Origin of the sequence: Prevotella falsenii DSM 22864 = JCM 15124 (genome assembly GCF_000613945.1) — a bacterium.
GTDB classification, from domain to species: domain Bacteria; phylum Bacteroidota; class Bacteroidia; order Bacteroidales; family Bacteroidaceae; genus Prevotella; species Prevotella falsenii.
Genome location: NZ_BAJY01000038.1, coordinates 1 through 22,085 on the forward strand (window position 1 = coordinate 1; position 22,085 = coordinate 22,085).

17 protein-coding genes, 1 tRNA gene and 3 pseudogenes are annotated in these 22,085 nt (G+C 44.1%); 13 read left to right on the plus strand and 8 right to left on the minus strand.

Annotated features, from left to right (window positions below):
- The first annotated feature begins 372 nt into the window (after positions 1 to 372).
- From JCM15124_RS11055 to JCM15124_RS14220, 5 genes and pseudogenes are all read left to right on the plus strand, one after another.
- A complete protein-coding gene (locus tag JCM15124_RS11055; protein ID WP_024999465.1) occupies positions 373 to 1,092 on the plus strand; it encodes a Bax inhibitor-1/YccA family protein in 720 nt (239 codons plus the stop codon).
- A gap of 166 nt (positions 1,093 to 1,258) precedes the next feature.
- Positions 1,259 to 1,861: a DUF4840 domain-containing protein gene (locus JCM15124_RS11060; protein WP_024999466.1), complete on the plus strand. Its 603-nt coding sequence runs from the start codon at positions 1,259 to 1,261 to the stop codon at positions 1,859 to 1,861.
- Between the two features lie 586 nt (positions 1,862 to 2,447).
- On the plus strand, positions 2,448 to 4,409 hold the full coding sequence (dxs, locus tag JCM15124_RS11070; protein WP_024999468.1) for a 1-deoxy-D-xylulose-5-phosphate synthase: 1,962 nt from the start codon (positions 2,448 to 2,450) through the stop codon (positions 4,407 to 4,409).
- Positions 4,406 to 5,746 carry a Trk system potassium transporter TrkA gene (gene trkA / locus JCM15124_RS11075; RefSeq protein WP_024999469.1) on the plus strand — a complete coding sequence of 447 codons (1,341 nt, stop codon included), beginning with the start codon at positions 4,406 to 4,408 and terminating at the stop codon, positions 5,744 to 5,746. Before dxs ends, trkA begins: the two co-directional genes overlap by 4 nt.
- A 22-nt stretch (positions 5,747 to 5,768) precedes the next feature.
- Positions 5,769 to 7,225: pseudogene (locus JCM15124_RS14220) on the plus strand (TrkH family potassium uptake protein).
- Positions 7,226 to 7,601: 376 nt separating this feature from the next.
- Here JCM15124_RS14220 and JCM15124_RS11085 read toward each other — a convergent pair.
- On the minus strand, positions 7,602 to 8,606 hold the full coding sequence (locus JCM15124_RS11085; protein WP_024999470.1) for a DUF4435 domain-containing protein: 1,005 nt from the start codon (positions 8,604 to 8,606) through the stop codon (positions 7,602 to 7,604).
- A gap of 18 nt (positions 8,607 to 8,624) precedes the next feature.
- The gene (locus JCM15124_RS11090) at positions 8,625 to 9,443 is read right to left on the minus strand and encodes an AAA family ATPase (protein ID WP_024999471.1); all 819 of its coding nucleotides are present in this window, start codon (positions 9,441 to 9,443) and stop codon (positions 8,625 to 8,627) included.
- A gap of 705 nt (positions 9,444 to 10,148) precedes the next feature.
- Between JCM15124_RS11090 and rbfA the strand changes: the two genes are divergently transcribed.
- From rbfA to JCM15124_RS16010, 4 genes are all read left to right on the plus strand, one after another.
- Entirely contained in the window at positions 10,149 to 10,484 is a 336-nt protein-coding gene (rbfA, locus tag JCM15124_RS11095) for a 30S ribosome-binding factor RbfA (protein WP_024999472.1), read from the plus strand.
- The gene (locus tag JCM15124_RS11100) at positions 10,484 to 11,713 is read left to right on the plus strand and encodes an FtsX-like permease family protein (protein WP_024999473.1); all 1,230 of its coding nucleotides are present in this window, start codon (positions 10,484 to 10,486) and stop codon (positions 11,711 to 11,713) included. The genes rbfA and JCM15124_RS11100 overlap by 1 nt, the downstream gene beginning before the upstream one ends.
- A gap of 117 nt (positions 11,714 to 11,830) precedes the next feature.
- Positions 11,831 to 11,903: transfer RNA gene (locus JCM15124_RS11105), tRNA-Pro, on the plus strand.
- A gap of 96 nt (positions 11,904 to 11,999) precedes the next feature.
- Positions 12,000 to 12,182, plus strand: a complete 183-nt coding sequence (locus JCM15124_RS16010; RefSeq protein ID WP_198019141.1) for a hypothetical protein — start codon at positions 12,000 to 12,002, stop codon at positions 12,180 to 12,182.
- A gap of 356 nt (positions 12,183 to 12,538) precedes the next feature.
- On the opposite strand, the gene JCM15124_RS11115 is transcribed toward JCM15124_RS16010, so the two are convergent.
- The 6 genes and pseudogenes from JCM15124_RS11115 to rpmH all read right to left on the minus strand — a co-directional run bounded on the left by JCM15124_RS11115 (position 12,539) and on the right by rpmH (position 17,655).
- On the minus strand, positions 12,539 to 13,222 hold the full coding sequence (locus tag JCM15124_RS11115) for a NigD1/NigD2 family lipoprotein (RefSeq protein WP_024999474.1): 684 nt from the start codon (positions 13,220 to 13,222) through the stop codon (positions 12,539 to 12,541).
- The gene (locus tag JCM15124_RS11120; protein ID WP_024999475.1) at positions 13,215 to 14,372 is read right to left on the minus strand and encodes a 1-acyl-sn-glycerol-3-phosphate acyltransferase; all 1,158 of its coding nucleotides are present in this window, start codon (positions 14,370 to 14,372) and stop codon (positions 13,215 to 13,217) included. The genes JCM15124_RS11115 and JCM15124_RS11120 overlap by 8 nt, the downstream gene beginning before the upstream one ends.
- Before the next feature lie 95 nt (positions 14,373 to 14,467).
- Positions 14,468 to 15,462 (minus strand): annotated as a pseudogene (locus JCM15124_RS14225) (D-alanine--D-alanine ligase).
- A 48-nt stretch (positions 15,463 to 15,510) separates the two neighbouring features.
- Positions 15,511 to 16,599, minus strand: a complete 1,089-nt coding sequence (locus JCM15124_RS11130) for an RluA family pseudouridine synthase (protein ID WP_024999476.1) — start codon at positions 16,597 to 16,599, stop codon at positions 15,511 to 15,513.
- A 5-nt stretch (positions 16,600 to 16,604) separates the two neighbouring features.
- On the minus strand, positions 16,605 to 17,384 hold the full coding sequence (locus tag JCM15124_RS11135) for a PASTA domain-containing protein (RefSeq protein ID WP_024999477.1): 780 nt from the start codon (positions 17,382 to 17,384) through the stop codon (positions 16,605 to 16,607).
- A gap of 115 nt (positions 17,385 to 17,499) precedes the next feature.
- The gene (gene rpmH / locus JCM15124_RS11140) at positions 17,500 to 17,655 is read right to left on the minus strand and encodes a 50S ribosomal protein L34 (RefSeq protein WP_004354441.1); all 156 of its coding nucleotides are present in this window, start codon (positions 17,653 to 17,655) and stop codon (positions 17,500 to 17,502) included.
- Between the two features lie 221 nt (positions 17,656 to 17,876).
- On the opposite strand from rpmH, the gene efp reads away from it, so the two are divergent.
- The 4 genes and pseudogenes from efp to JCM15124_RS11165 form a co-directional block, all read left to right on the plus strand.
- A complete protein-coding gene (gene efp / locus JCM15124_RS11145) occupies positions 17,877 to 18,443 on the plus strand; it encodes an elongation factor P (protein ID WP_014709075.1) in 567 nt (188 codons plus the stop codon).
- Positions 18,444 to 18,542: 99 nt separating this feature from the next.
- Positions 18,543 to 19,594 (plus strand): annotated as a pseudogene (locus JCM15124_RS14230) (glycosyltransferase family 2 protein).
- A gap of 9 nt (positions 19,595 to 19,603) precedes the next feature.
- Positions 19,604 to 20,299: a RadC family protein gene (gene radC, locus JCM15124_RS11155; protein WP_024999478.1), complete on the plus strand. Its 696-nt coding sequence runs from the start codon at positions 19,604 to 19,606 to the stop codon at positions 20,297 to 20,299.
- 714 nt (positions 20,300 to 21,013) lie between these two features.
- On the plus strand, positions 21,014 to 22,085 hold a 1,072-nt coding region (locus tag JCM15124_RS11165; RefSeq protein ID WP_156930714.1), incomplete at its 3' end, for a leucine-rich repeat protein.

The window sequence follows — 22,085 nt, forward strand, 5'->3', positions numbered from 1 at the left end:
AAAAAATAATACGAACCAAATATTTTCAAAAGAAAAATGAAAAAAACTGTGTTTTGCAGGGTGGATTTGACATAAATCAATGAATAAAATAAATTACACATTATAATATATAGCGAGGTTTAGGATATTAAGGTAACGTGAAAAATGATACGACACCGCCTCCTTTAGGTTCGGAAAAATCAAAATGGCATTTATCGCATGAGATTTTTGGCATTGAAAAAACAAAAGAAATATAAAAAAGAAGTGGTTATTTGCGTTTATCATTGCTTTGAAGTATATTTGCAGAATAATTTAAGATATGCTTTCTTAATGCTTAGTTGGCATATTCTTTGCGATACAAGAGAGAAAAAACAAAATAAAAAAAGACAAATTATGGATTTTGACAACTTTTCAAGAACGAGTAACGACCGCTATAGCGAGTTAGAAATGTCGCGCACATGGCCTTTACTCATGCGCAAGGTTTACACATGGATGACAATGGCACTGGCTATTACGGGCGTTGTGGCATACGGTGTTGGTACATCGGAAGCAAAGCTGATGATGCTTTACAACGGAATGGCACCACTATTCATTTGCATTTTAGCAGAATTGGGCATTGTTTTCTACCTTTCTGCACGCATTCAGAAGCTATCGTTGGCAGTTGCCACAACGTGGTTCATCATTTTTTCAGTTTTGAACGGACTCACTTTGGGCTGGATTTTTGCAGCTTATACTACAACTTCCATCGCCAAAACCTTCTTCATTACGGCAGGAACTTTCGCTGCAATGGCAATTGTGGGCACTACTACCAAGAAGGATTTAACCAAGATGGGGGGAATTTTGTTTATGGCACTCATTGGCTTAATCATTGCAGGCTTGGTAAACATGTTCTTCCGCAGCAGTATGTTTGACCTGATTGTCAGCGGTTTAGGCGTGCTTATCTTTACAGGTTTAACTGCTTGGGACGCACAAAAGATTAAGAAAATGGTAATGCTTGCACCCGATGCAGGCGAATCGGCACAGAAGATAGCATTGCTTGGGTCGCTGAGTCTGTACTTAGACTTCATCAACCTCTTCCTCTATTTGCTCCGTTTCTTCGGCAACAGAGAATAAAGCAAGCAACAAAAGATAATGTAGAAATACATAAACGTCTTTATCTAAAAAGGCAGAAAATATCTGCTCTTTTTCATTTTTTCACACAATAGAAGCAATGTTTTTCTGCTTTTTCCATTTAATACATAATAAATAGAAAAGACAACAAAAGGTACAAAGAACAATTATGAAGAAGTATTTAAACAAAATTATGTTGATTGCATTTGTCGGCATAACAATGCTCGGCATAGCATCGTGCAACACTGACGACCCAGAAAACGAGCTTACTCCTGCAGAAGCCCAAGCTGCATACGAAAGTGTAAAAGGCGAATACACGGGATACGTGTTTTTCAACAAGAGGAAAAACAATTCACATGATTTAGAAAAAGACAGTCTGCCCGTTTCGGTAAGCCTCAACTCTGGTTCTATGCTCACTGTTAAAAACCTGCCAACCAAGGCACTTGCAGGAATATTAGAAAACGGAAATCTGAAGAAAGCAATAGAAGAAGCAGGAACCATCGACCTAAAATGCAACATAGGCTTTATGCGTAAAGACCCTGTAACAATGTTAGTAAATCCGCTTCCTGCTACTTTCAAAATAAACTACAACGGCAAGGCGCAGGAAGTAAAGACTATTTTTCTAATTAATAGCAAAAGTTCGGCAGCACAAGCTGTCGGAAAGGACAAACTGGCAATGCAAATCATTCAAATGGCAGGTATGTACCTCGGCGAGCAACGTATTGCAAGCGAAACAGGAAACACACCTTTGCTGTTCAAACTGAATCGCTAATAAGACAATATCAAGTCTATCAACAACAAGAAAAAGAAGAACACACACTTGATAATTCATAATTCAAAAGAGGACAGGTCATCGCTGACTTGTCCTCTTTCTTTTATAAAACAGTCTCCCTTTTCATACATTTTTGAGCAATATAGCTTCTCTCATATTTCGTGTTTCATAATCGAAAACAAGGCCATAAAAATGTAAAGAAAATTTCAAAGATACTGTATCGCTTAACATCTTCATTACCAACATGTTACAAAACCTATTGTTTTGCATTCCAAAAGCGGCTGTTTTGCACGGTAAAACCGTAGGTTTTGCGTTGCAAAACCTACGGTTTCGCAACGCCAAAGCGCAGTTATCAGTTTTTAACAGAATTATCTTTACAAAGCCGGAGACATTTCTTGCCAATCTGTCCGTATTATTCTTAAAGAAAACTGCCGTACTTCTCAATTCCCGCCGAACCTTTATGCACATACCGTAAACTATTCCATCGGCTGCTCGCAATAAATCGGTATTACCCTAAATTCGCCTATATTTATTTTGCCGTTCAAGCTATTTGGAGTACCTTTGCACCTGTTATCACATTATAATAATGTCGAACGAGAATACTTTCAAACTTCTAAACAAGATTGACTCGCCTGCCGATTTAAGGAAATTGAGCATAGACGAGCTTCCTATATTATGCGAAGAATTGCGCAAAGATATCATTCAGGAGGTGGCTGTAAACCCTGGACATCTTGCATCGAGTCTTGGCGCAATCGAAATTACCGTAGCGTGCCATTATGTTTTCGATACACCTGAGGACAGAATTGTATGGGACGTGGGGCATCAGGCATACGGCCACAAGATTTTAACGCATCGCCGTGAATGTTTCTGCGAAAACCGAAAGAAGGACGGGCTTATGCCTTTCCCCTCTCCAAAAGAGAGCGAATACGACACATTCACTTGCGGGCATGCTTCCAATTCCATTTCGGCAGCATTGGGAATGGCAGTAGCTGCCAAAATGACAAACCACCCCGAACGCCACGTAGTAGCCATTATCGGCGACGGTGCAATGAGCGGTGGCTTGGCTTTCGAGGGGTTGAACAATGCTTCGAGCCAACCCAACGACTTGCTCATCATCTTGAACGACAACGACATGTCGATAGACAGAGCTGTTGGCGGTATGCAACAATACCTGCTCAATCTCGATACAAACGAAACTTACAACAGGCTTCGTTTCAAGGCATCGCAATGGTTGCACGCCAAAGGCATACTGAACGACAAGCGGCGCAAGGGCATTATTCGTTTGAATAATGCCATTAAGTCGGCTCTTGCCCAACAGCAGAACCTCTTCGAGGGTATGGATATACGCTATTTCGGACCATTCGACGGGCACGATGTCAAAGAAGTGGTAAGGGTGTTGAACCAACTTAAAAATATGAAAGGTCCAAAACTGCTGCACCTGCACACCATAAAAGGCAAGGGGTACAAACCTGCCGAGAAGAGTGCAACTGTGTGGCATGCACCCGGAAAGTTCGACCCCGAAACAGGAAAGCGTCTTGTGCAAGACAGCAGCAATAAGCCGCCAAAGTTCCAAGATGTATTTGGGCACACCCTTTTAGAGCTTGCAAAAAGCAATCCGCGCATTGTTGGCGTTACACCCGCCATGCCAACAGGTTGCTCGATGAACATTATGATGAAGGAAATGGCAGACCGCACCTTCGACGTAGGCATTGCCGAAGGGCACGCCATGACCTTCTCGGCAGGTATGGCAAAGGACGGTTTGCAGCCATTCTGCAACATTTACAGTTCTTTCGCACAACGCGCTTACGACAACATCATTCACGATGCTGCCATTTTGAATCTCCCCGTTGTACTGTGCTTAGACCGCGCAGGACTTGTTGGCGAAGATGGAGCAACCCACCACGGTGCTTTCGATATGGCTTTCCTGCGACCAATTCCGAACGTTACCATTGCTTCGCCAATGAACGAGCACGAATTGCGCCGGCTTATGTTTACCGCCCAACTGCCCGAGAAAGGTTTTTTCGTGATAAGATACCCTCGCGGTGGTGGAGCATTGGTAGATTGGCAGTGCCCATTAGAAGAAGTAAAAGTAGGTACCGGACGTAAACTTTACGACAAGATATTAGCCCACAAAAAAGGGGAAACTACGAAAAACGTAGCCGTTCTCACCATTGGACCTATGGGACACGATACGCTGAAAGCCATCGAAGAAATAGAGCAAGAAGGCAAAAGCGCAGGACGCATAGCCCACTACGATATGCGTTTCCTGAAGCCAATAGACGAAAACATACTCGAAGAGGTTGGACAGAACTTCTCGGAAGTCATCACTGTGGAAGACGGAACGAAGAATGGCGGACTCGGAACTGCTGTTATGGAATGGCTGAACGAGCACAACCATAACATACACGTGCAAAGATTAGCCCTTCCGGACCAATTCGTAGAACAAGGAACAGTGCAGCAACTCCGCCAATTGTGCGGAATTGACAAGGACAGCATAAAGCGGGAAATAGAAAAAAGATTGCAAGCAACACATATAACAGAGGTATGAAGATAATCATAGCAGGAGCATACGCCATTGGAACTTATTTGGCACAGTTTCTTTCTCGCAACAAGTACGACATTATACTTATCGACGAGCAAGAAGAGAACCTGAACAAGATAGGTCAGGACTACGACCTTCTCACGTTGCAAGGGAAGCCAACAAGCATAAAAGTGCTGAAGGAAGCAGGTGTAAAGCATGCCGACCTCTTTATCGCGGTAGCCCTCAAAGAGACCATCAACATAACAGCCTGCACCATGGCCCACAATCTTGGCGCAAAAAAGACAGTGGCTAAGATTGACAACCCTGAATACATGGAGCCTAAGAACCAAGAGCTTTTCAAACAGTTGGGCATCGACAGTCTCATCTATCCCGAACTCTTGGCAGCAAAAGACATCATAAACGGACTGAAAATGTCGTGGGTTCGCCAACGTTGGGACGTTCAAGGCGGTGCATTGGTTATGCTGGGCATAAAGCTCCGCAAGACTTGCGAGATATTAGACAAGCCACTCAGGGAAATAAGTGGTCCCAGCGACCCTTACCATGTCGTAGCCATCAAGCGCAGGAACGAAACCATCATTCCCGATGGTAACGAAACGCTGAAGCAAGAAGACCTTGCTTACTTCATGACGACTAAGGAATACATACCCTACATACGCAAACTCACGGGCAAAGAGCACTATGTAGACGTGAAGAACGTTATGATTATGGGTGGCGGACGCACGGCTGTCCGTTCGGTGAAAATAATGCCCGAATACATGGACGTAAAGGTTATAGAAAGAAGCATCGAACGTTGCGAATACCTAAACGATATGTTCGACGAGTCGAAACTGGTTATTAATGGTGACGGACGCGATACCGACTTACTCATAGAAGAAGGTATCCGCCACACGCAAGCCTTTGTTGCGCTTACGCCGAATGCCGAAACAAACATTCTTGCATGTTTGGCTGCCAAGAGTTTGGGCGTGAAGAAGACCATTGCATCGGTAGAAAACTTCGACTATGTAGACATGGCAGCCAACTTGGATATTGGTACCATCATCAACAAGAAGGCCATTGCCGCAGGCTACATCTATCAGATGCTGCTCGATGCCAATGTAGACAATGTGCGTTTCCTTATGTCTGTCGATGCCGACGTTGCCGAGTTTATTCCCGTTCAAGGCTCGAAGATAACGCAAAAGCCTATCAAGGATATGAATTTGCCAAGCGGAATGACCATTGGCGGACTGGTTCGCCGCGAAGAAGGTATGCTCGTTTCGGGTAATACACAGATTGAAGCGGGCGATATTGTGGTCGTATTCTGCTACAATGCCAATATGAAAAAGGTGGAACAACTGTTCAATTAAAAGACTGTAAGAAAGGTTAGCAATGCTCAATCTGAAAACTATATCGAAAATATTAGGTGCGCTTTTAGGCATAGAAGCCTTACTGATGTCGCTTTGCCTGTTCGTTTCGCTGTGGTATAAAGACAACGATATTGCGGCATTCCTGTGGGCTATCCTCATCACCGTAGCGGCAGGCTCCGTCTTCCGTTTGATGGGCAGACACGCCGACAACACCATCGGTCGCCGAGATGCGTATTTTGTGGTGGCAGTAGCGTGGGTTATATTCTCGCTTTTCGGCACTTTGCCTTTCCTAATCAGTGGCGACATTCCGAATTTCACCAATGCTTTCTTTGAAACAATGTCGGGTTTTACCACCACCGGAGCCACTATCGTGGACTATCCTGAACATTTACCGAAGGGTTTGCTATTCTGGCGTTCGCTGACGCAGTGGATTGGCGGTCTTGGTATTGTGTTCTTCACCATCGCCATACTTCCTTCGCTTGTCGGAGGTTCGCTCAAAGTGTTTGCAGCAGAGTCTACCGGTCCGATTAAGAGTAAGCTCCACCCTCGTCTCAGCACGGGTGCCAAGTGGATTTGGATAGTTTATTTTGTACTCACCGTGGCATGTATATTGAGCTACAAAGTGTGTGGCATGAACTGGTTCGACTCTTTCAACTATGCCATGACAAGCACCGCAACAGGTGGTTTCGGTACGGAAAGCGGCTCAATAGCTACGTTCCATTCGCCCTCCGAAGAGTATGTCTGCACCATCTTTTGCTTCCTATCGGGCGTAAACTTCACTTTGCTTTACACATCGGTGGCCGGTTTCAAGTTCAGACAACTGTTCAGGAACAGCGAGTTTAAGTTTTACACAACGATGATTGCAGCTTTCACTGTCTTTATCATGCTGGAACTCATTTTCCAACGCAACTACGAAGTGGAGCATGCTTTCCGCAGCTCGGTCTTCCAAGTGGTTTCGTTCATCACTACCACAGGACTTTACAGCGACGATGCTGCCAAATGGCTCATGTAACGTGGGTGGTGCTGGCAGCCTGCATGTTCTTCGGCGGTTCTTCGGGGTCTACAAGCGGTGGCATCAAGAGCATTCGCGGCGTGATGTTGCTGAAGGTTGTGAAGAACGAATTTCGCCAAATACTCCACCCGAATGCCGTCCTGCCGATGAAAATAGACGGCTACAATGTTCAAATGTCCAAGCGTGTAACCCTGTTGGGCTTCATCGGCTTGTACCTTTTTCTTACCCTTATCTGTGCCTTTACGATGATTGCGGCAGGCATCGACTCCACCAATTCGATGACGATAACGCTAAGTTGCCTTGGCAACGTGGGACCTACGTTGGGTTTAGAGATTGGTCCGACAATGTCGTGGAACGAATTGCCCGACTTTGCCAAATGGATTAGCTCGTTCCTGATGCTTGTCGGGCGTCTCGAACTCTTCTCGGTTTTGGTACTTTTCACCCCTTCTTTCTGGAAAGAAAATTAGAGAGAAAACCTGTACAGGAAAGGCACTTCTTATCTACTCTATTTCAACGACTTATCAGTGCGTGAAAAATATGACGTCATATTTCCCAAAATATGACGTCATATTTGCTCGAATATGACGTCATATTTGTCCGAATATGACGTCATATTTATCCGAACATGACGTCATACTTGTCAGAACATGGCGTCATACCTGACCGAATATGTCGTCATACTTGACTGAACATGGCATCATACTTAACCGAATATAGCGTCATAATTGACTGAACATGGAGTCATAATTGTCAAAATACAGCATCATAATTGACTGAATATGACGCCATATTTATCAAAAAAATTAAAGAAGTAGATATGGAAAACGGAAATAACAGCTTATTTTACTCCTCGCTGTTTCCGTCTAAGAAATCTTTCAAATCGGCTTTCAAACGCAAATAAGGTTCACTGTTGGCATAGCCCACGTTGCGCCGCAGCATCGGTACAATTTCTTCTATGCTGTGATTATAGTTTGAAAGCTCGTTTCTTCGTTGTACAATGTGTCGCGCATTGCGATAAATCTCCTGTTCATGGTCGCGTATAAGCTTGTCGCACACCCTTTTCAGAGCGGGCACCACCACATTGTCGAACAAATGATGCCCCTGTATATACAAATAAGTGGTTTGTGCCGTTACCCCCAATCGCTTTATATCTTCCTTCACAGCCAAGTAGGTTTCCTTGGCATCGGGGTATTCGTGCTGAAACTGCCGTATCTTCCTTGCCACCTTTCGGCGCAGCTTCTCTATACTCGGATAAGCCGTTTGAAAGTTGAAGTTGCCCATTTCTATGATATGGTTGAAATCGGTAATGGTAAACTTTCCGTAAATTCCTTTCCGGTAAAACCATACGCTCCACACGAACAACGGGAAAATAGCTTCGCTGTAAAGACGCAGATATTCTTCAAAATCGAAAATAACGCGGTCGTTCAGCGTAACAGCAACACTCACATCGTGCAGACTGCCTGCATAGCACTGCAAATTTTCTATGGCGTATGCGTAAGTATGAAACACGTAAGGACTATGATTTACGGCACGCGACATCGACGTAGAACCCTGCAAGAGATAGTCGTAATCGGCATCTACGCAGGCTATCATACTTTCGCCGACATTTTCCGAAATCAAATTCATCAGTACCGAGCGTTTCCCCTTCGTAAGCGTATGGCGCGAAGGCAGCATCACCTCGAAATAACGATGCTCGTTTTCAAATCCGCTAAGTGCCGTGCGCCAAAAGAATATATCGTCGTACGACTCCACATACGCCACTATCCGCTTCCGTGCATTGCGCCCGTTCAGGCGGTTTGCCGCATCAAGGTAAGCCGACGACAAATTTTCTTTAAGCCGTTTTCCCATCGCTCGTCCTCCTTCGACTTATTCTATGGTAATCTCGCTGACTTCCGTTACCTTGTCCATCCATCCGTCCATGATAACTGCCGGACTATGCGTACTGAGTATGATTTGCACATTCGGATTTAAACTCAATATCAGTGCGATAAGTTTCTTTTGCCAATCTACGTGCATACTCACCTCCGGCTCGTCCATGAACAAGACGTAAGGCAGCCCGTCCTGCACCAAAACGGTGAGCAAAATTGCCAATATCTGCTTTTCGCCACTCGACAGTTGGTAAGGGAACAACGTTTCGCCAACCTGCGAAAAGCGTATTTCGTTTTCCGTACGCACAATCTTCTTGCCCGTTTCTACAAACAATTCGTCGATTATATCTTGAAACAATCGCTTCGGTGCAGAGTAGGCTTGCGCCTTTTCAGCAGCCTCTCCATTGCCATTTTGCAGTGCTTCTATAATTCTGTTACCTACATTTACTTGATAGTCGAGATATTTTCTTTGCAGTTGGAACAGCTGCCAGTCAAGCTCGGTAGTAAGGTTCAAGTCCGCTTTGTTTATGCTTTCAACATTCAAAAGCGGGCGGTCGAACGAGCGAATAATATCATACCTTATCCACTTTGCATCTTCGGGCGACACTTTTATGCGCACACCTTTCAGCATGTGGCTGGGAAATTCGCCTCCTTGCGAAAGCCCTTTTATCACCTTGTTCAATATAGTGCTCTTGCCCACGCCGTTGATACCACTCAGAATATTTACCTTTCGGTCGAGTGTCCAACGTATGTGCTTCAAGCCTGCCCACAGCGAATCTATCTCAATTTCTTCAATATAATCGGCATACTTCTGCATAATCGTTCTTTTATATCTGCTTAATCGTTCCTTTGTTTCTTCGCAAATATAGTATTTTTCTTTCAATTTAAGCCCAAATAGTGTTTTTTTAACGCAAACACAGAACGCTTCAGAACATTCATTACAAACGGTTCAGAACAGTCATTGCATACAAAAAACATTGAGAGCGCATCTTTTCAGATGCACTCTCTCCGATTTGTAGATTATATTTAAGTAGGTTCTTGGTTTTCTTCAGACCTTTCGAAAAATGATTAAAATTCTACTCAGCTTCAGTTTACCTTCAGGGTTTGTAGACAGTTTCGTCTCTCTTTTTTGTGGTGCCCCGCATTTCAACAACGAAGGGCATCAACTTATTCATCACATAGTTACATTAACTTAATCTGTAGAAAAAAGCATATATTGTATTTAAAAAGTTCATTACTAACTCTTGAAGTATCCGCTGAACTTCGATTATAAAACAGCGAAAAAAGCAAAACCCCTACTCTATCTGTATAATTAACATTCTTTTATACAATTATTTTAAAGCCTCAACACTGCAAAATCACATAATCAACTAATAAACAACGATATACAAACGGAAAAGTAAAAGAACTTTTTCCTGAAAGAAATACCAACCCCATTCTACGCAAAAGCTATGTTAATTTTCAAAGGCTTATTTTGATATGTGAGAGAATTGCAGTACATTTGCAATAAAATAAGTACAAAATGCAAGAAACAAGACAGAATCGAATAGCACGCCTCTTACAAAAAGAGTTGGCAAGCATATTTCAAAGTCAAACACGCACAATGCACGGTGTGTTGATTAGCGTAACTCGTGCAAAGGTAAGTCCCGACTTGGGCATCTGCACCGCTTATCTGAGCATATTCCCTTCCGACAAGGCGGAAGAGATGTTGAAGAACATTAACGCAAACGAAAAGACGATACGCTACGACCTCGGGCAGCGCGTACACAATCAGCTGCGCATTATTCCCGAACTAAGGTTTTTCATTGACGACTCGTTAGACTATATTGAGCGCATCGACGAATTATTGAAAAAGTAATGAGCTTCCCCTTTTACATCGCCCGACGCTATCTTTTTTCTAAGAAAAGCACCCACGCCATCAATGTCATCAGTTTGATTTCAGTGATTGGCGTAGCCGTTGCTACAATGGCATTGGTCGTGGTATTGAGCGGATTTAACGGATTTTCCGACCTTGTGGCATCGTTTTTTACCAACTTCGACCCACAGATAAAGGTGGAAGCGGCAAAGGGAAAAGCGATAGCGGCAGACGACCCCACACTTGCAAAGATAAAGTCGCTGCCAAGCATAGAGGTTGCTACGGAATGTGTAACCGACCAAGCACTGGCTACATACCAAGGCAGACAGATGATGGTAATGGTGAAAGGGGTAGGCGACAATTTCGATTCGCTCACCCACATCAGCGATATTCTTTTCGGAGAGGGGGAGTTTAAACTGCACGTAGCCAACTTAGACTACGGTGTTCTCGGCATTGGCGTGGCGCAACAGCTGAACACCGGCGTAGAATGGAACAACTATCTGCACATCTACGCACCGCAACGCAAAGGGCAATACGACGCATCGAACCCGACAAACGCTTTCGTGGCAGACTCGTTGCTATCGCCGAGGACTGTCTTTCAGGTGAAACAGGGGAAGTACGACAACAATTACATCGTTACATCGTTGGCTTTTGCACGCAGAATATTCAACCGTCAGGGCGAGATAACTTCGCTCGAACTGCGCCTTAAGGCCGGCGAAGATATTGATAAAGTAAAGAACGATATAGAAAAAATCAGCGGCGACAAGTTCATTGTCAAAGACAGATACGAGCAACAAGCCGATACGTTCAACATTATGCGCATCGAAAAGCTCTTCGCCTATGTCTTCCTTACTTTCATTCTTATGGTGGCGTGCTTCAACATCATAGGCTCGCTTTCGATGTTGATGATAGACAAGAAAGACGATGTACAGACTTTGCGCAATCTGGGGGCTACCGACAAACAAATAAACCAAGTGTTTCTGTTTGAAGGACGTATGATTTCGGCTGCCGGAGCCATCATCGGCATTGCCACCGGACTGCTGCTTTGCTGGCTGCAACAGACTTACGGATTGGTGAAATTAGGCGACCAAGCAGGCAATTTTGTGGTAAATGCCTATCCCATCAGTGTGCATCCGTGGGACATTGTCGGCATTTTCGCTACAGTCATCATCGTTGGTTGGCTTGCCGTTTGGTATCCTGTACGCTACATGAGCAAACTACTTATAAAATAAAAAATAAGTAGAAACACAAGAATATTTATTCGATTATTCGGCAAAAATTTCTGTAGTTCTACTTTTTTTTATAACTTTGCAAAAGAATATAATAGTATTCGGCAAAATTGAACATATCGGGATGTGGCGCAGTTGGTAGCGCACTACGTTCGGGACGTAGGGGCCGCTGGTTCGAGTCCAGTCATCCCGACAGAGAAAAAGGCAAGCGAAAACAGTTTCGCTTGCCTTTTCTTATTGGGTTAAACATTTTAACCCAAATCAGTCATTAGGACGCATTTGCTTGGATTTGTTATTACCGTCATGCTTCCTTACTGCTTTAATCCGCTTGCCGACATCTGCGCAGCCATTACATCTCGCCATAGCCCGCTACGCCTTCGATGAAACGCCGGCACATCTGCTCAACAATCGAACAAAATCAGTCAAGGACTCTAACGAACGATTTGGGTTTAAACAGCCTTGCAAAACATAGGCGTTTGGAGCGTGGAAAATTGATGACAAACATCTGTTTGAGGAACGAAAAGAGGGCGTTGAAAACGTAAATATTTTTCACAAACATAACTATTGCGTAACCACCTTGTTATCAACGCATTGCAAAACCTATTGTTTTGCGTTCTAAAACCGTAGGTTTTGCACGGTAAAAGCGTAGGTTTTACAACGCAAAACCTACGGTTTCGCAATGCCAAATCGAAATTATCATTTTTTAAACGAATTATATTTACAAAAACAAGAGTATTTTTATGTGTCGGCTTAATGTTTATAGGGATTCTAGGAAAGCTAGAGATTCTAGGCAAAACTGCATTTTTTCGGTGTCAGGTACGTGATAAATCACGTCCCTATCTGCTTGTTGCCTATTATAAAACTTTTGATAACTTCGCCCTTATATGTATTTATGTGCAGCTCTACGCTGTCGCCTTTGTGGAAAATCGACGTAGGAATGCTTACGAAAGTGCGCACCGTGTAGTATTGGGGAACATTGTTTTGCTTGTGCAGCAAGCGGAGTTTGTATTTCTTTCCACCATTTTCCAAAGCCTCAACCGCCTCCAACGCTATGCCCAACGACTGCGACGGTTGCTGTGCGGCATCGATTTTACCTGTCTTCAAAGCCAATTCGAGATTGATGTACTTGCCTGTTTTAGCAAGCCACGCACTCGTAAAGCCAAGCGGGTCGGTAGTTATGGTTTCGGTCTTAGGCTGTTGCTGAACCGTCAAGACATACACTTTAGAGATTAAGACGGGTTCTATTTCTGCATCTTTCTTGTTATACAGCAATTGTGCCCGATAGGTTGTATCGGGGCTCGTCGCCCATTTTGCACGCAAAGGAGGGCGCAGCGAAAGCGTATCGCCATCGTCGGTGATTGCCGAAACGAAGGCGACAGTGCCGTCGGTAGCAGCCTCAACGAAGTCGGAACGCAAATAAGAATATTCCGAATCGCCCGTTTTGAAAGCGTCGTTGGTGCAGGCAACCGATACAAGGGCTGTAACAAACAAGAAGAATATATGTTTACGCATTTGCCTTTAGGTAATTACGAGTAGGATTTGCATACATTTCGAGCATACGTTGGCGAAGATACGCCTCGTCTTTATCGGGTAATTCTATCTTTGCCAACTGCTTTTCGAGGTAGGCATCGAACTTCGCTTTGTCTTCGGCGGTGTACTTGTCGGTATAAGCTGTTGTACCTTCAAGTTCGTCAAGCGCAACATAATTGTTAGCATAAAGGCGATAGTTGCGGTGTATTTCCTTGTCGATATGCAGACAAATGGCATCTAACAGTTGTCCGTTCGACATATCCGTAGCCGCTTTCAGCGTTTCCAAATATTCGTCGATGCAAGGGGCTGCGTGGTAATGAATAGTGCCTTTGTAGCCCATAATTCCGGTTTGCATACTTACAACATCGTCCATCGGACCTTTTTTCCAATTCGCATCGTCGCGTTTCGCCTGCATTTCGGCAGCTTTCAGATAGTCGCAAGGGTCGTATTCGTAAGAAATGGCGAGCGGAACAATGTGGAATTGCTGCAGTTTTTCGAGCAATGTGCCTTCTGCCCCCAATGCAAACATCTTAAGAACAGACTTCTGTGTAAGGTCGTTAGAATCCTTTGCACGCCCTTCGCGCTGCGCTATCCACAGGTTTTCGTGCTTTTCCTTAAGTGCAAAAATCATATAGCGCGCCATCTTTATGCTTGCCTGCATCAGTTCGCGAGGTGTCAGTCCGCGCTTCACGATGAAACTCTTGCTGAGTCGTGCCAAGTCGCGCACCCACGGTAACGACAGCAAGTTGTCGCCGATAGCTATTTCGCAAGTAGTTGCAAACTTATTGTCTATCAGCAGTTTTGAAAGGAAAGCCGAGTCGAGCACAATGTCCCGGTGGTTGCTTACAAAGGTATATTGCTTCGTATTGTCGATTGCCGACGAGTCCATATCGCAACCCGTGCTTGCCTTGTCGATGAGTCCTTGGAGGAAAGGATAAGCAAAAACCTTCTGAAACTCAAGACTGGTCTTACATTGGTGCATCTTCTGCGCAATAGCCTCAATGGGGACATTGGGATAAAGATAGTTCAATACTTGCCGAAACTGCTCACTTGCAAGCAGTCTGTTGTAGACTTCGGGCAGTTCTTCAGGCTCAAAAGGTCGTATATCGCTAAATTCAGATGGTGTCTTCATAACTTGTTTTACTATGTGTTTGCCTATTCTTGGAGTGTCGCCATAAAGCAACAAAGGCGCAACCCTTACGGTTTGCGCCTTATATAAATATGTGTTTAGAATTGATTTTCCACTATATCGCTCAGCACGTCCTTAATATCGAGACCTGCTGCACGTACTTGCTGCGGAATGAAACTTGTAGTTGTCATTCCCGGCGTGGTGTTTACTTCGAGCATATTGATAACATCGTTCCATCATTGTCCTTCGTTATGATGTAGTCGATGCGGATAATGCCGTTCGCATGCAGAATATCGTAGATACGAGAAGTTACTTCTGTTACCTTTTCAGCTAACTCGTTGCTGATGCGGGCAGGCGTTATCTCGTCTACTTGCCCATTGTATTTAGCATTGTAATCGAAAAATTCGTTGCTCGTAACCACCTCTGTGATGGGGAACGGAACCGATTTCTCTTTCGTTTTATAAATGCCTTGCGTGATTTCTATACCGTCGAGGAAACTTTCAACCATAACTTCCGAACTTTCCATGAACGCTTTACGAAGGGCAGGAGCTATTTGGTCGGCATTCTTTACCTTTGAAACGCCAAAGCTGCTACCGTCGGTTGCAGGCTTAACAAAGCAAGGCATACCTATCTTCTCTTCGATTTCTTTTTCGTCGTACTCATCTCCAATGCGCAGCAAGATACTTTCCGGCACACGAATACCGTATGATTTTAAATACCGGTTCAACACAAACTTATCGAAAGTGAGTGCCGACATCAGCACATCGCAAGTAGAATAGGGAATGTTGATTAGCTCAAAGAATCCTTGCATTATACCATTCTCGCCCGGACGGCCATGTATTGTAATGTACGCATAGTCGAAAAAGACGGTCTGACCATCGTTATTGAACGAAAAATCGTTTTTATTGATAGCTGCGACGTGCCCGTTGTCAAGGTTTACATGCCAATCTGTGCCTTTTACATCTACTATATAGACGTTGTAACGCTCTTTGTCGAAGAAGGAATACAATCCTTGTGCAGAACGGAGAGAGACGTCGTGTTCTGAGGAATCACCACCACAAACGATGGCTATTGTACGTTTCATATCTTTCATTCTATATTCTTTTGTTTTTAACCTTGCAAGGATTCTTATCGAAGAAACTCACAATAGTTCTTGTTTACCGTTTATATAATTTCGCCATTTCTCTATTACGGCTGCTAAATCGTCGGGAAGCTCGCTTGTAAAGTCCATTTGCTGCCCTGTTCGGGGGTGGACAAAACCGAGCGTCTGTGCGTGTAAGGCTTGGCGGTTGCACAACTTCAAGCAGTTTTGTATGTAGGCTCTGTATGTGCCGGTGCGCTGTCCGCGCAGTATTTCCGTACCTCCATAGCGTTCATCGCCAAAAAGCGGGTGCCCAATGTGCTTCATGTGCGCACGAATTTGGTGAGTTCGCCCTGTTTCCAGTACACATTCGATGAGCGTAGTGTAGCCAAAGCGTTCCAAAACCCGATAGTGTGTAACGGCAGGCTTGCCTATTCCTGAGTCAGGAGCAAAGACATTCATGCGCAGTCTGTCCTTTGGGTCGCGCCCAATGTTACCCTCTATGCGCCCTTCTTCTTCAATAAAGTTTCCCCAAACCAAGGCGGTGTAGCTTCGATGTGTAGTTTTATTGAAGAACTGCTTACCGAGAAACGTCTTTGCATCGGGGGTCTTGGCTATCAAAAGCAGTCCGCTTGTATCTTTATCAATGCGATGAACCAATCCTACAGCAGGGTCGTTAGGGTCGAAATCCTTCAAATCGCGCAGATGCCAAGCAATTGCATTGATGAGCGTACCGTGGAAATTGCCTGCTCCGGGGTGCACAACAAGTCCTGCGGGCTTGTTTATCACCATGATTTCGCTGTCCTCGTACACCACGTTAAGCGGTATATCCTCTGCGATAATGGTGTTATCGTGCTTCGGACGGTCGAGCATCAAGGTGATAACATCGCTCGGTCGCACCTTGTAGCTACTCTTTACAGGAGTTCCGTTTACATGGATACTGCCTGCATCGGCAGCTTTCTGTATGCGGTTGCGGCTGGAATGCTGCATTCGCTCGAACAGAAACTTGTCTATTCGTACAGCATCTTGCCCTTTGTCCACCTCTATACGAAAGTGTTCGTAGAGTTCTTCGCCATCAGTAGCAGCCTCGCCTGCGTCCAAAAGATTGTCAATCAGCTCGTCGTCAAAGTATTCCTCGTCGTCTGTCATACTGCTTATTCGGTGGGTTTGGGCGCATTATGGTCGGGCGGCAATGCGGGTTGCCGCGGTGGAACCGACGGTACGGTACGTGGCAGAGTGCCGTCGCCGTCTTTTATTTCGTTGCCATTCTCGTCCACAGGTACTTCTACCCAATCGTAATACTCCTCGTATTTGGGTTCTTCCACCTGTATTTCTTCGTATTGAACTGCAGGACGGTGGCTCGTTGTATCGTTTGCATCGCGCGTTCCGTCGCCTACTTGCAGCACGATTACTGCATCGTTGGGCACACGGTCGCCTGTCTGAGCGAGCTTTCCATTTACCAAAACACCATAAACCCAATCTTTTTCGCCTGAAATATATTCGGGGTCGCCTACTTTAAAACCCATTGAAAGCAATAGAGCCTGTGCTTCCCGAAGCGAGCTATTGTCGGCAAGGTCGGGCAAAGGAAGGGTTGGTGCGGTGGCAGCATTAATGGTTACATAGATGACACGTGCAGACTTCACACGCTTTCCGCCTGCCGGCGTCTGTTCGAGAATACAGTCCGGCGGCAATTCCTTTACGTACCCGGTATCTGCAACCTCCATTGTAAGTCCCACTTTGTCCATTATATCGAGTGCATCATCGTACTGTTTATGAATTACATCGGGCACAACGATAGACTCGCCAACGTGGGTATAATAGTCAATTCCGTATCTGACTCCTATTGAGAGCATCGTTACGAGAATGGCTATTGCGAGGATATTTCCCCAAATGTAGGTGCTAAAAAAGCCACGGACGAAATCCTTTGATGTCATCTTACCTTATTAATAACTTATTATAGGGGCAAAGTTAAAGAAAAAAACGGAAAGAAGCAAAGAATATCCTCTCCTTCTTTCCGTTTTCAACTTAATTTTCTGCAAGCCCTTCAGATTATTTTCCGTGATGCTCGTCAGATACTGTAAGTTTCTTACGACCCTTGGCACGACGAGCTGCCAATACGCGGCGACCGTCCTTTGTTGCCATTCTTTCACGGAAACCGTGCTTGTTTACACGACGACGGTTGTGAGGCTGAAATGTTCTTTTCATTGCTTTATATTCTTTTTTATGTTATTATGCGATATAAACACCACGTCGAGACATAATCCCACGTTATGGGCTGCAAAATTACTCATTCTTTTTTAATTAACCAAGAAAAGGTTGTTTTTTAGTAAAATAATTTATGTTTTTTTCTATATTTTGCTTATCTTTGCACCGCAAAGCGAATTATTCCGTAACAAACAAATAACAATTTATATATTAAAAAGATTATGATTAATTCACAGGAAATCAAAATCGGAACATGTATCCGCCTTGATGGAAAGATTTGGACTTGCATTGACTTTCAGCACAGAAAGCCGGGCAAGGGTAATACCGTTATGATTACAAAACTGAAGAATGTATCTGACGGCCGTGTACTTGAGCGTACGTTCCAAGTAGGTTTCAAACTCGAAGATGTACGCGTAGAGCGTCGCCCTTATCAGTATCTTTACCAAGACCCAACGGGCTACATTTTCATGAACCAAGAAACATTCGAACAAATTCCAATCCCCCTCCATCAGATTACAGGTGCTGACTATATGAAGGAAGGCGATGTGGTAGAAGTTGTTACAGATACTTCTGACGGCACTATCCTTTCAGCCGAAATGCCTGTCAAGACAACATTGAAGATTACACACAGCGAGCCGGGCATAAAGGGCAACACTGCTACCAATGCAACAAAGCCTGCCACACTTGAAACCGGTGCTGTCGTTCGTGTGCCATTGTTCATCAACGAAGGTGAAGTCATTCAGATTGATACACGCGACGGAAGCTACTTAGGTCGTGTAAACGCATAATACAACAAAAGGACAAAAAGGTAAGAACGATAATCCCGCCTTTTTGTCCTTTTCTTCTTTCTATAACGCCTTTTAACGCCCTAACATCGCCCCAGTATTATGAAATACAGCATCATCGTTCCCGTTTTCAACCGCCCGGACGAAGTAGACGAACTTCTGTCGAGCTTATTGAACCAGACTTTCACCGATTTTGAAGTACTCATCGTGGAAGACGGCTCGCAGAAACCGTGCGACAAGATTTGCAGCAAATATGCCGACCGTCTCGATTTGCACTACTTCATGAAGCCTAATTCGGGTCCGGGACAAAGCCGCAACTATGGTGCTGAACGTGCAAAAGGCGAGTACTTGCTCATTCTCGACTCTGACGTAGTGTTGCCCAAGGGTTATCTGAATGCCATTGAAGAGGAACTGAACCGTGAGCCTGCCGACGCATTTGGCGGTCCCGACGCTGCCCACGAATCGTTTACCGACACCCAAAAGGCGATTTCCTACTCTATGACATCGTTCTTTACAACAGGCGGTATTCGTGGTGGCAAGAAGAAATTAGACAAGTTCTATCCTCGTTCTTTCAATATGGCATACGCCGCGATGTTTATATGGAACTCGAAGGATTTTCCAAGATGCGTTTCGGCGAAGATATAGACTTTTCTATCCGCATTTTCAAGGCAGGAAAACGTTGCCGCCTCTTCCCCGAAGCGTGGGTGTGGCACAAGCGTCGCACCGACTTCAGAAAGTTCTATCGACAAGTTTACAATTCGGGCATTGCACGCATCAACCTTTATAAGAAATATCCGGAATCGCTGAAGCTCGTCCATCTCCTGCCAATGGTATTCACGGTGGGCGTCATCTTCCTTACCTTGCTTTTCTGCATCGGACTTTTCCTTTCGTTTGCACCGTCTTTTTCTCCTGCATCGAAAGCCATTGGCTTATTCCTTTGTATATGTGCCATCATTCCCGTCCTGCTCTATTCGCTTCTGATTTTGTTGGATAGCACTATTCAGAACAAAAGCATAAAGATAGGTTTTCTCAGCATTCGTGCAGCTTTCGTGCAACTTATGGGCTACGGTTTCGGATTTCTCGAAGCGTGGTGGAAACGTTGCATAAAGGGGAAAGACGAATTTGCAGCCTTCGAAAAGAACTTCTACAAATAACAGTCTTGCATGATGGAAAAGAAGAAACTAACCATCAATGAATGGGCAGAAGAAGACCGCCCACGCGAAAAACTGATGAACCTTGGGGCTGAAGCTCTCTCGAATGCCGAACTCTTGGCTATTCTGATAGGTTCAGGCTCGCCCCGCGAAAGTGCCGTAGAACTGATGAAACGTGTGTTGGCTGACTGCGAAAACAACCTTAATACGCTTGGAAAGCTATCCATTACCGACCTTACAACCTACAACGGCATAGGCGAAGCAAAAGCCATTACCATTCTTGCCGCCTGCGAATTGGGAAAACGGCGACAGGCAACAGACGTTGCAAAACGCCCTACCCTCGATTCGGCTGCTGCCCTATACAAATATATGCACCCGAAACTGCAAGACAAGGACGTAGAAGAAGCGTGGATTTTGCTGATGAACCAAAAGTTAGACCTTATTGAAGCAAAGTGTATATCGCACGGAGGCATCACCGGCACTGCCATCGACGTGCGCATAATTCTTAAAGAAGCACTGCTGAAGAACGCCACCGCCATTGCCTTATGCCACAACCACCCCAGTGGCAACCCCTCGCCCAGCAAGGAAGACGACAACATAACGGCATGCGTAAAAAAGGCTGCCGACACTATGCGCATACATTTCATAGACCACGTCATTGTAGCCGACCAACGTTTTTACTCCTATCGTGAAGAGGGAAGAGTATAATAAATCCTATCTTTCCCTACGCCATATTCGCCCTTATTTTGTAAAAGAAATTCTGTTAAAAAGTGATAACTACGCTTTTACCGTGCCTTGATAACAAGCGGATTAGACAATAGATATTCTTTAGAAAAATGTTTACACAATTATTGTCTGACTGTAGCTTATCAAATAAGTTTTCTCCATTAATTTTCTATTGTTCCGTGCTAATGCACTTGCTAAGTTTAAGCGGAATTTATGGCTTTCATAAGCAACCAACCAACGCCTTATTTCTTTTCTTTAAAAAAGTTGTTTATATCGGACAAAATGCTTAACTTTGCACTTGAATTTTCATAGAACCACCCTCCTGCCAAGAGAGATATAACCTCTGAAAACCCTTATAATATATTACTGTTTAAGGAAATAGAAGCAGGATATTATGAAAAATATATGTCTGCAAGGCGTAAAAAACATTGAGGAGCCGCTTAACAGAATTGTTAGAAGCAAGATAAGACTTATTTATATCAATCGGAAATAATGATATAATGGTATCAAACAAGAACGGGAATATGCCGAGAATAGGGGTAATATAGTTTCTCGCAGTTCTTTTTTATGTGGCATACAGCTGACGATGTGCAACGGCGAACAAGAAAATAGCCGATGCGCAGGAAAACCTTGCCGGCTTCATTCAACTTTCGAATAACTATATAAAGCAAGAAATATAAATTATATAAAGTAGTAATGATGAAAAAAACTAAATTTTTATTGTTGATATTGCTGTTTACGGCAATACCAATGGGGCTATTTGCTTACACGGACGGACAAATAGTTACGTTCGACAAGCTCACCTATAAGGTGGCTTCCGTAGCCAAAAAGGAGTTGTATTTTTTGGGTGCAGATAATTCGAAAGCAGGTGAATTGGTTATTCCCAAAGAGATATTTGACAGCGTCGATTTCACTTTCACCGTTACAGGAGTAGAGTACCATCCGCTTTACAGGTCCGATAACATCACGTCTGTGCAATTGCCGGAAACCATAACCTATCTTGGTAGGAATATTTTTAGAGGAGCTAACTTGGAAACCATCAACATTCCCAAGAATGTAGCTACCATAGAGGAAAATGCGTGGGCAAGTGTAACCGGCGTACCTAAGTGTGTTGTGGAAGCTGATAATGCCAACTACACTTCAGACAGCGAAGGTGTACTCTATTCAAAAGATATGACTACGCTTTATTCCGTACCATCGAAAGTAACGTTGAACAATGGTGTTTACACGGTTAATGACAAAGTAACTAAAATCATCAAAACAGGTTTTCGGTTGGTTTCCGGATTGACTAAAGTTGTTTTCCCGAAGAATTTGAAGGAAATATCAGTAGGTTATCCAACCATTGCTCCTACAACCACCATCACCGAATTTGCAATAGCCGGAGGCGGTACTACGCCTTTCAAGGTTATTGGCGGTGTACTCTTTAAAGACAAAGAGCTTATGATTTACCCACAAGCGAAACCGGAAGAGAATTATAAAGTACCTGATGATATTACCGCAATCGCTTCATACGCCTTTTATAGACCGCTTAAATTGAAGACCATCGATTTGAACGGAGTAACAAAATTGGAACTTTCAGCGATTTATGAAGCAGCCGAACTCACAACAATCACGTTGCCTAAGAATATTAAAAAGTATGATAAGGCTACAGAAGAAGGAATGTTTGAAGGCTGTTTTGAGTCGTGTATGAAAGTAGCGGAATACAAGGTTCCGACAGAGAATAAAGACTTTGTAGCCCAAGATGGCATTATCTTCTCTAATGATATAC

Bases quoted from the DNA above. Each gene is read 5' to 3' on its own strand.
- JCM15124_RS11055 (WP_024999465.1), top strand. From the start codon at position 373: ATGGATTTTGACAACTTTTCAAGAACGAGTAACGACCGCTATAGCGAG.
- JCM15124_RS11060 (WP_024999466.1), top strand. From the start codon at position 1,259: ATGAAGAAGTATTTAAACAAAATTATGTTGATTGCATTTGTCGGCATA.
- dxs (WP_024999468.1), top strand. From the start codon at position 2,448: ATGTCGAACGAGAATACTTTCAAACTTCTAAACAAGATTGACTCGCCT.
- trkA (WP_024999469.1), top strand. From the start codon at position 4,406: ATGAAGATAATCATAGCAGGAGCATACGCCATTGGAACTTATTTGGCA.
- JCM15124_RS11085 (WP_024999470.1), bottom strand. From the start codon at position 8,606: ATGGGAAAACGGCTTAAAGAAAATTTGTCGTCGGCTTACCTTGATGCG.
- JCM15124_RS11090 (WP_024999471.1), bottom strand. From the start codon at position 9,443: ATGCAGAAGTATGCCGATTATATTGAAGAAATTGAGATAGATTCGCTG.
- rbfA (WP_024999472.1), top strand. From the start codon at position 10,149: ATGCAAGAAACAAGACAGAATCGAATAGCACGCCTCTTACAAAAAGAG.
- JCM15124_RS11100 (WP_024999473.1), top strand. From the start codon at position 10,484: ATGAGCTTCCCCTTTTACATCGCCCGACGCTATCTTTTTTCTAAGAAA.
- JCM15124_RS11115 (WP_024999474.1), bottom strand. From the start codon at position 13,222: ATGCGTAAACATATATTCTTCTTGTTTGTTACAGCCCTTGTATCGGTT.
- JCM15124_RS11120 (WP_024999475.1), bottom strand. From the start codon at position 14,372: ATGAAGACACCATCTGAATTTAGCGATATACGACCTTTTGAGCCTGAA.
- JCM15124_RS11130 (WP_024999476.1), bottom strand. From the start codon at position 16,599: ATGACAGACGACGAGGAATACTTTGACGACGAGCTGATTGACAATCTT.
- JCM15124_RS11135 (WP_024999477.1), bottom strand. From the start codon at position 17,384: ATGACATCAAAGGATTTCGTCCGTGGCTTTTTTAGCACCTACATTTGG.
- rpmH (WP_004354441.1), bottom strand. From the start codon at position 17,655: ATGAAAAGAACATTTCAGCCTCACAACCGTCGTCGTGTAAACAAGCAC.
- efp (WP_014709075.1), top strand. From the start codon at position 17,877: ATGATTAATTCACAGGAAATCAAAATCGGAACATGTATCCGCCTTGAT.
- radC (WP_024999478.1), top strand. From the start codon at position 19,604: ATGATGGAAAAGAAGAAACTAACCATCAATGAATGGGCAGAAGAAGAC.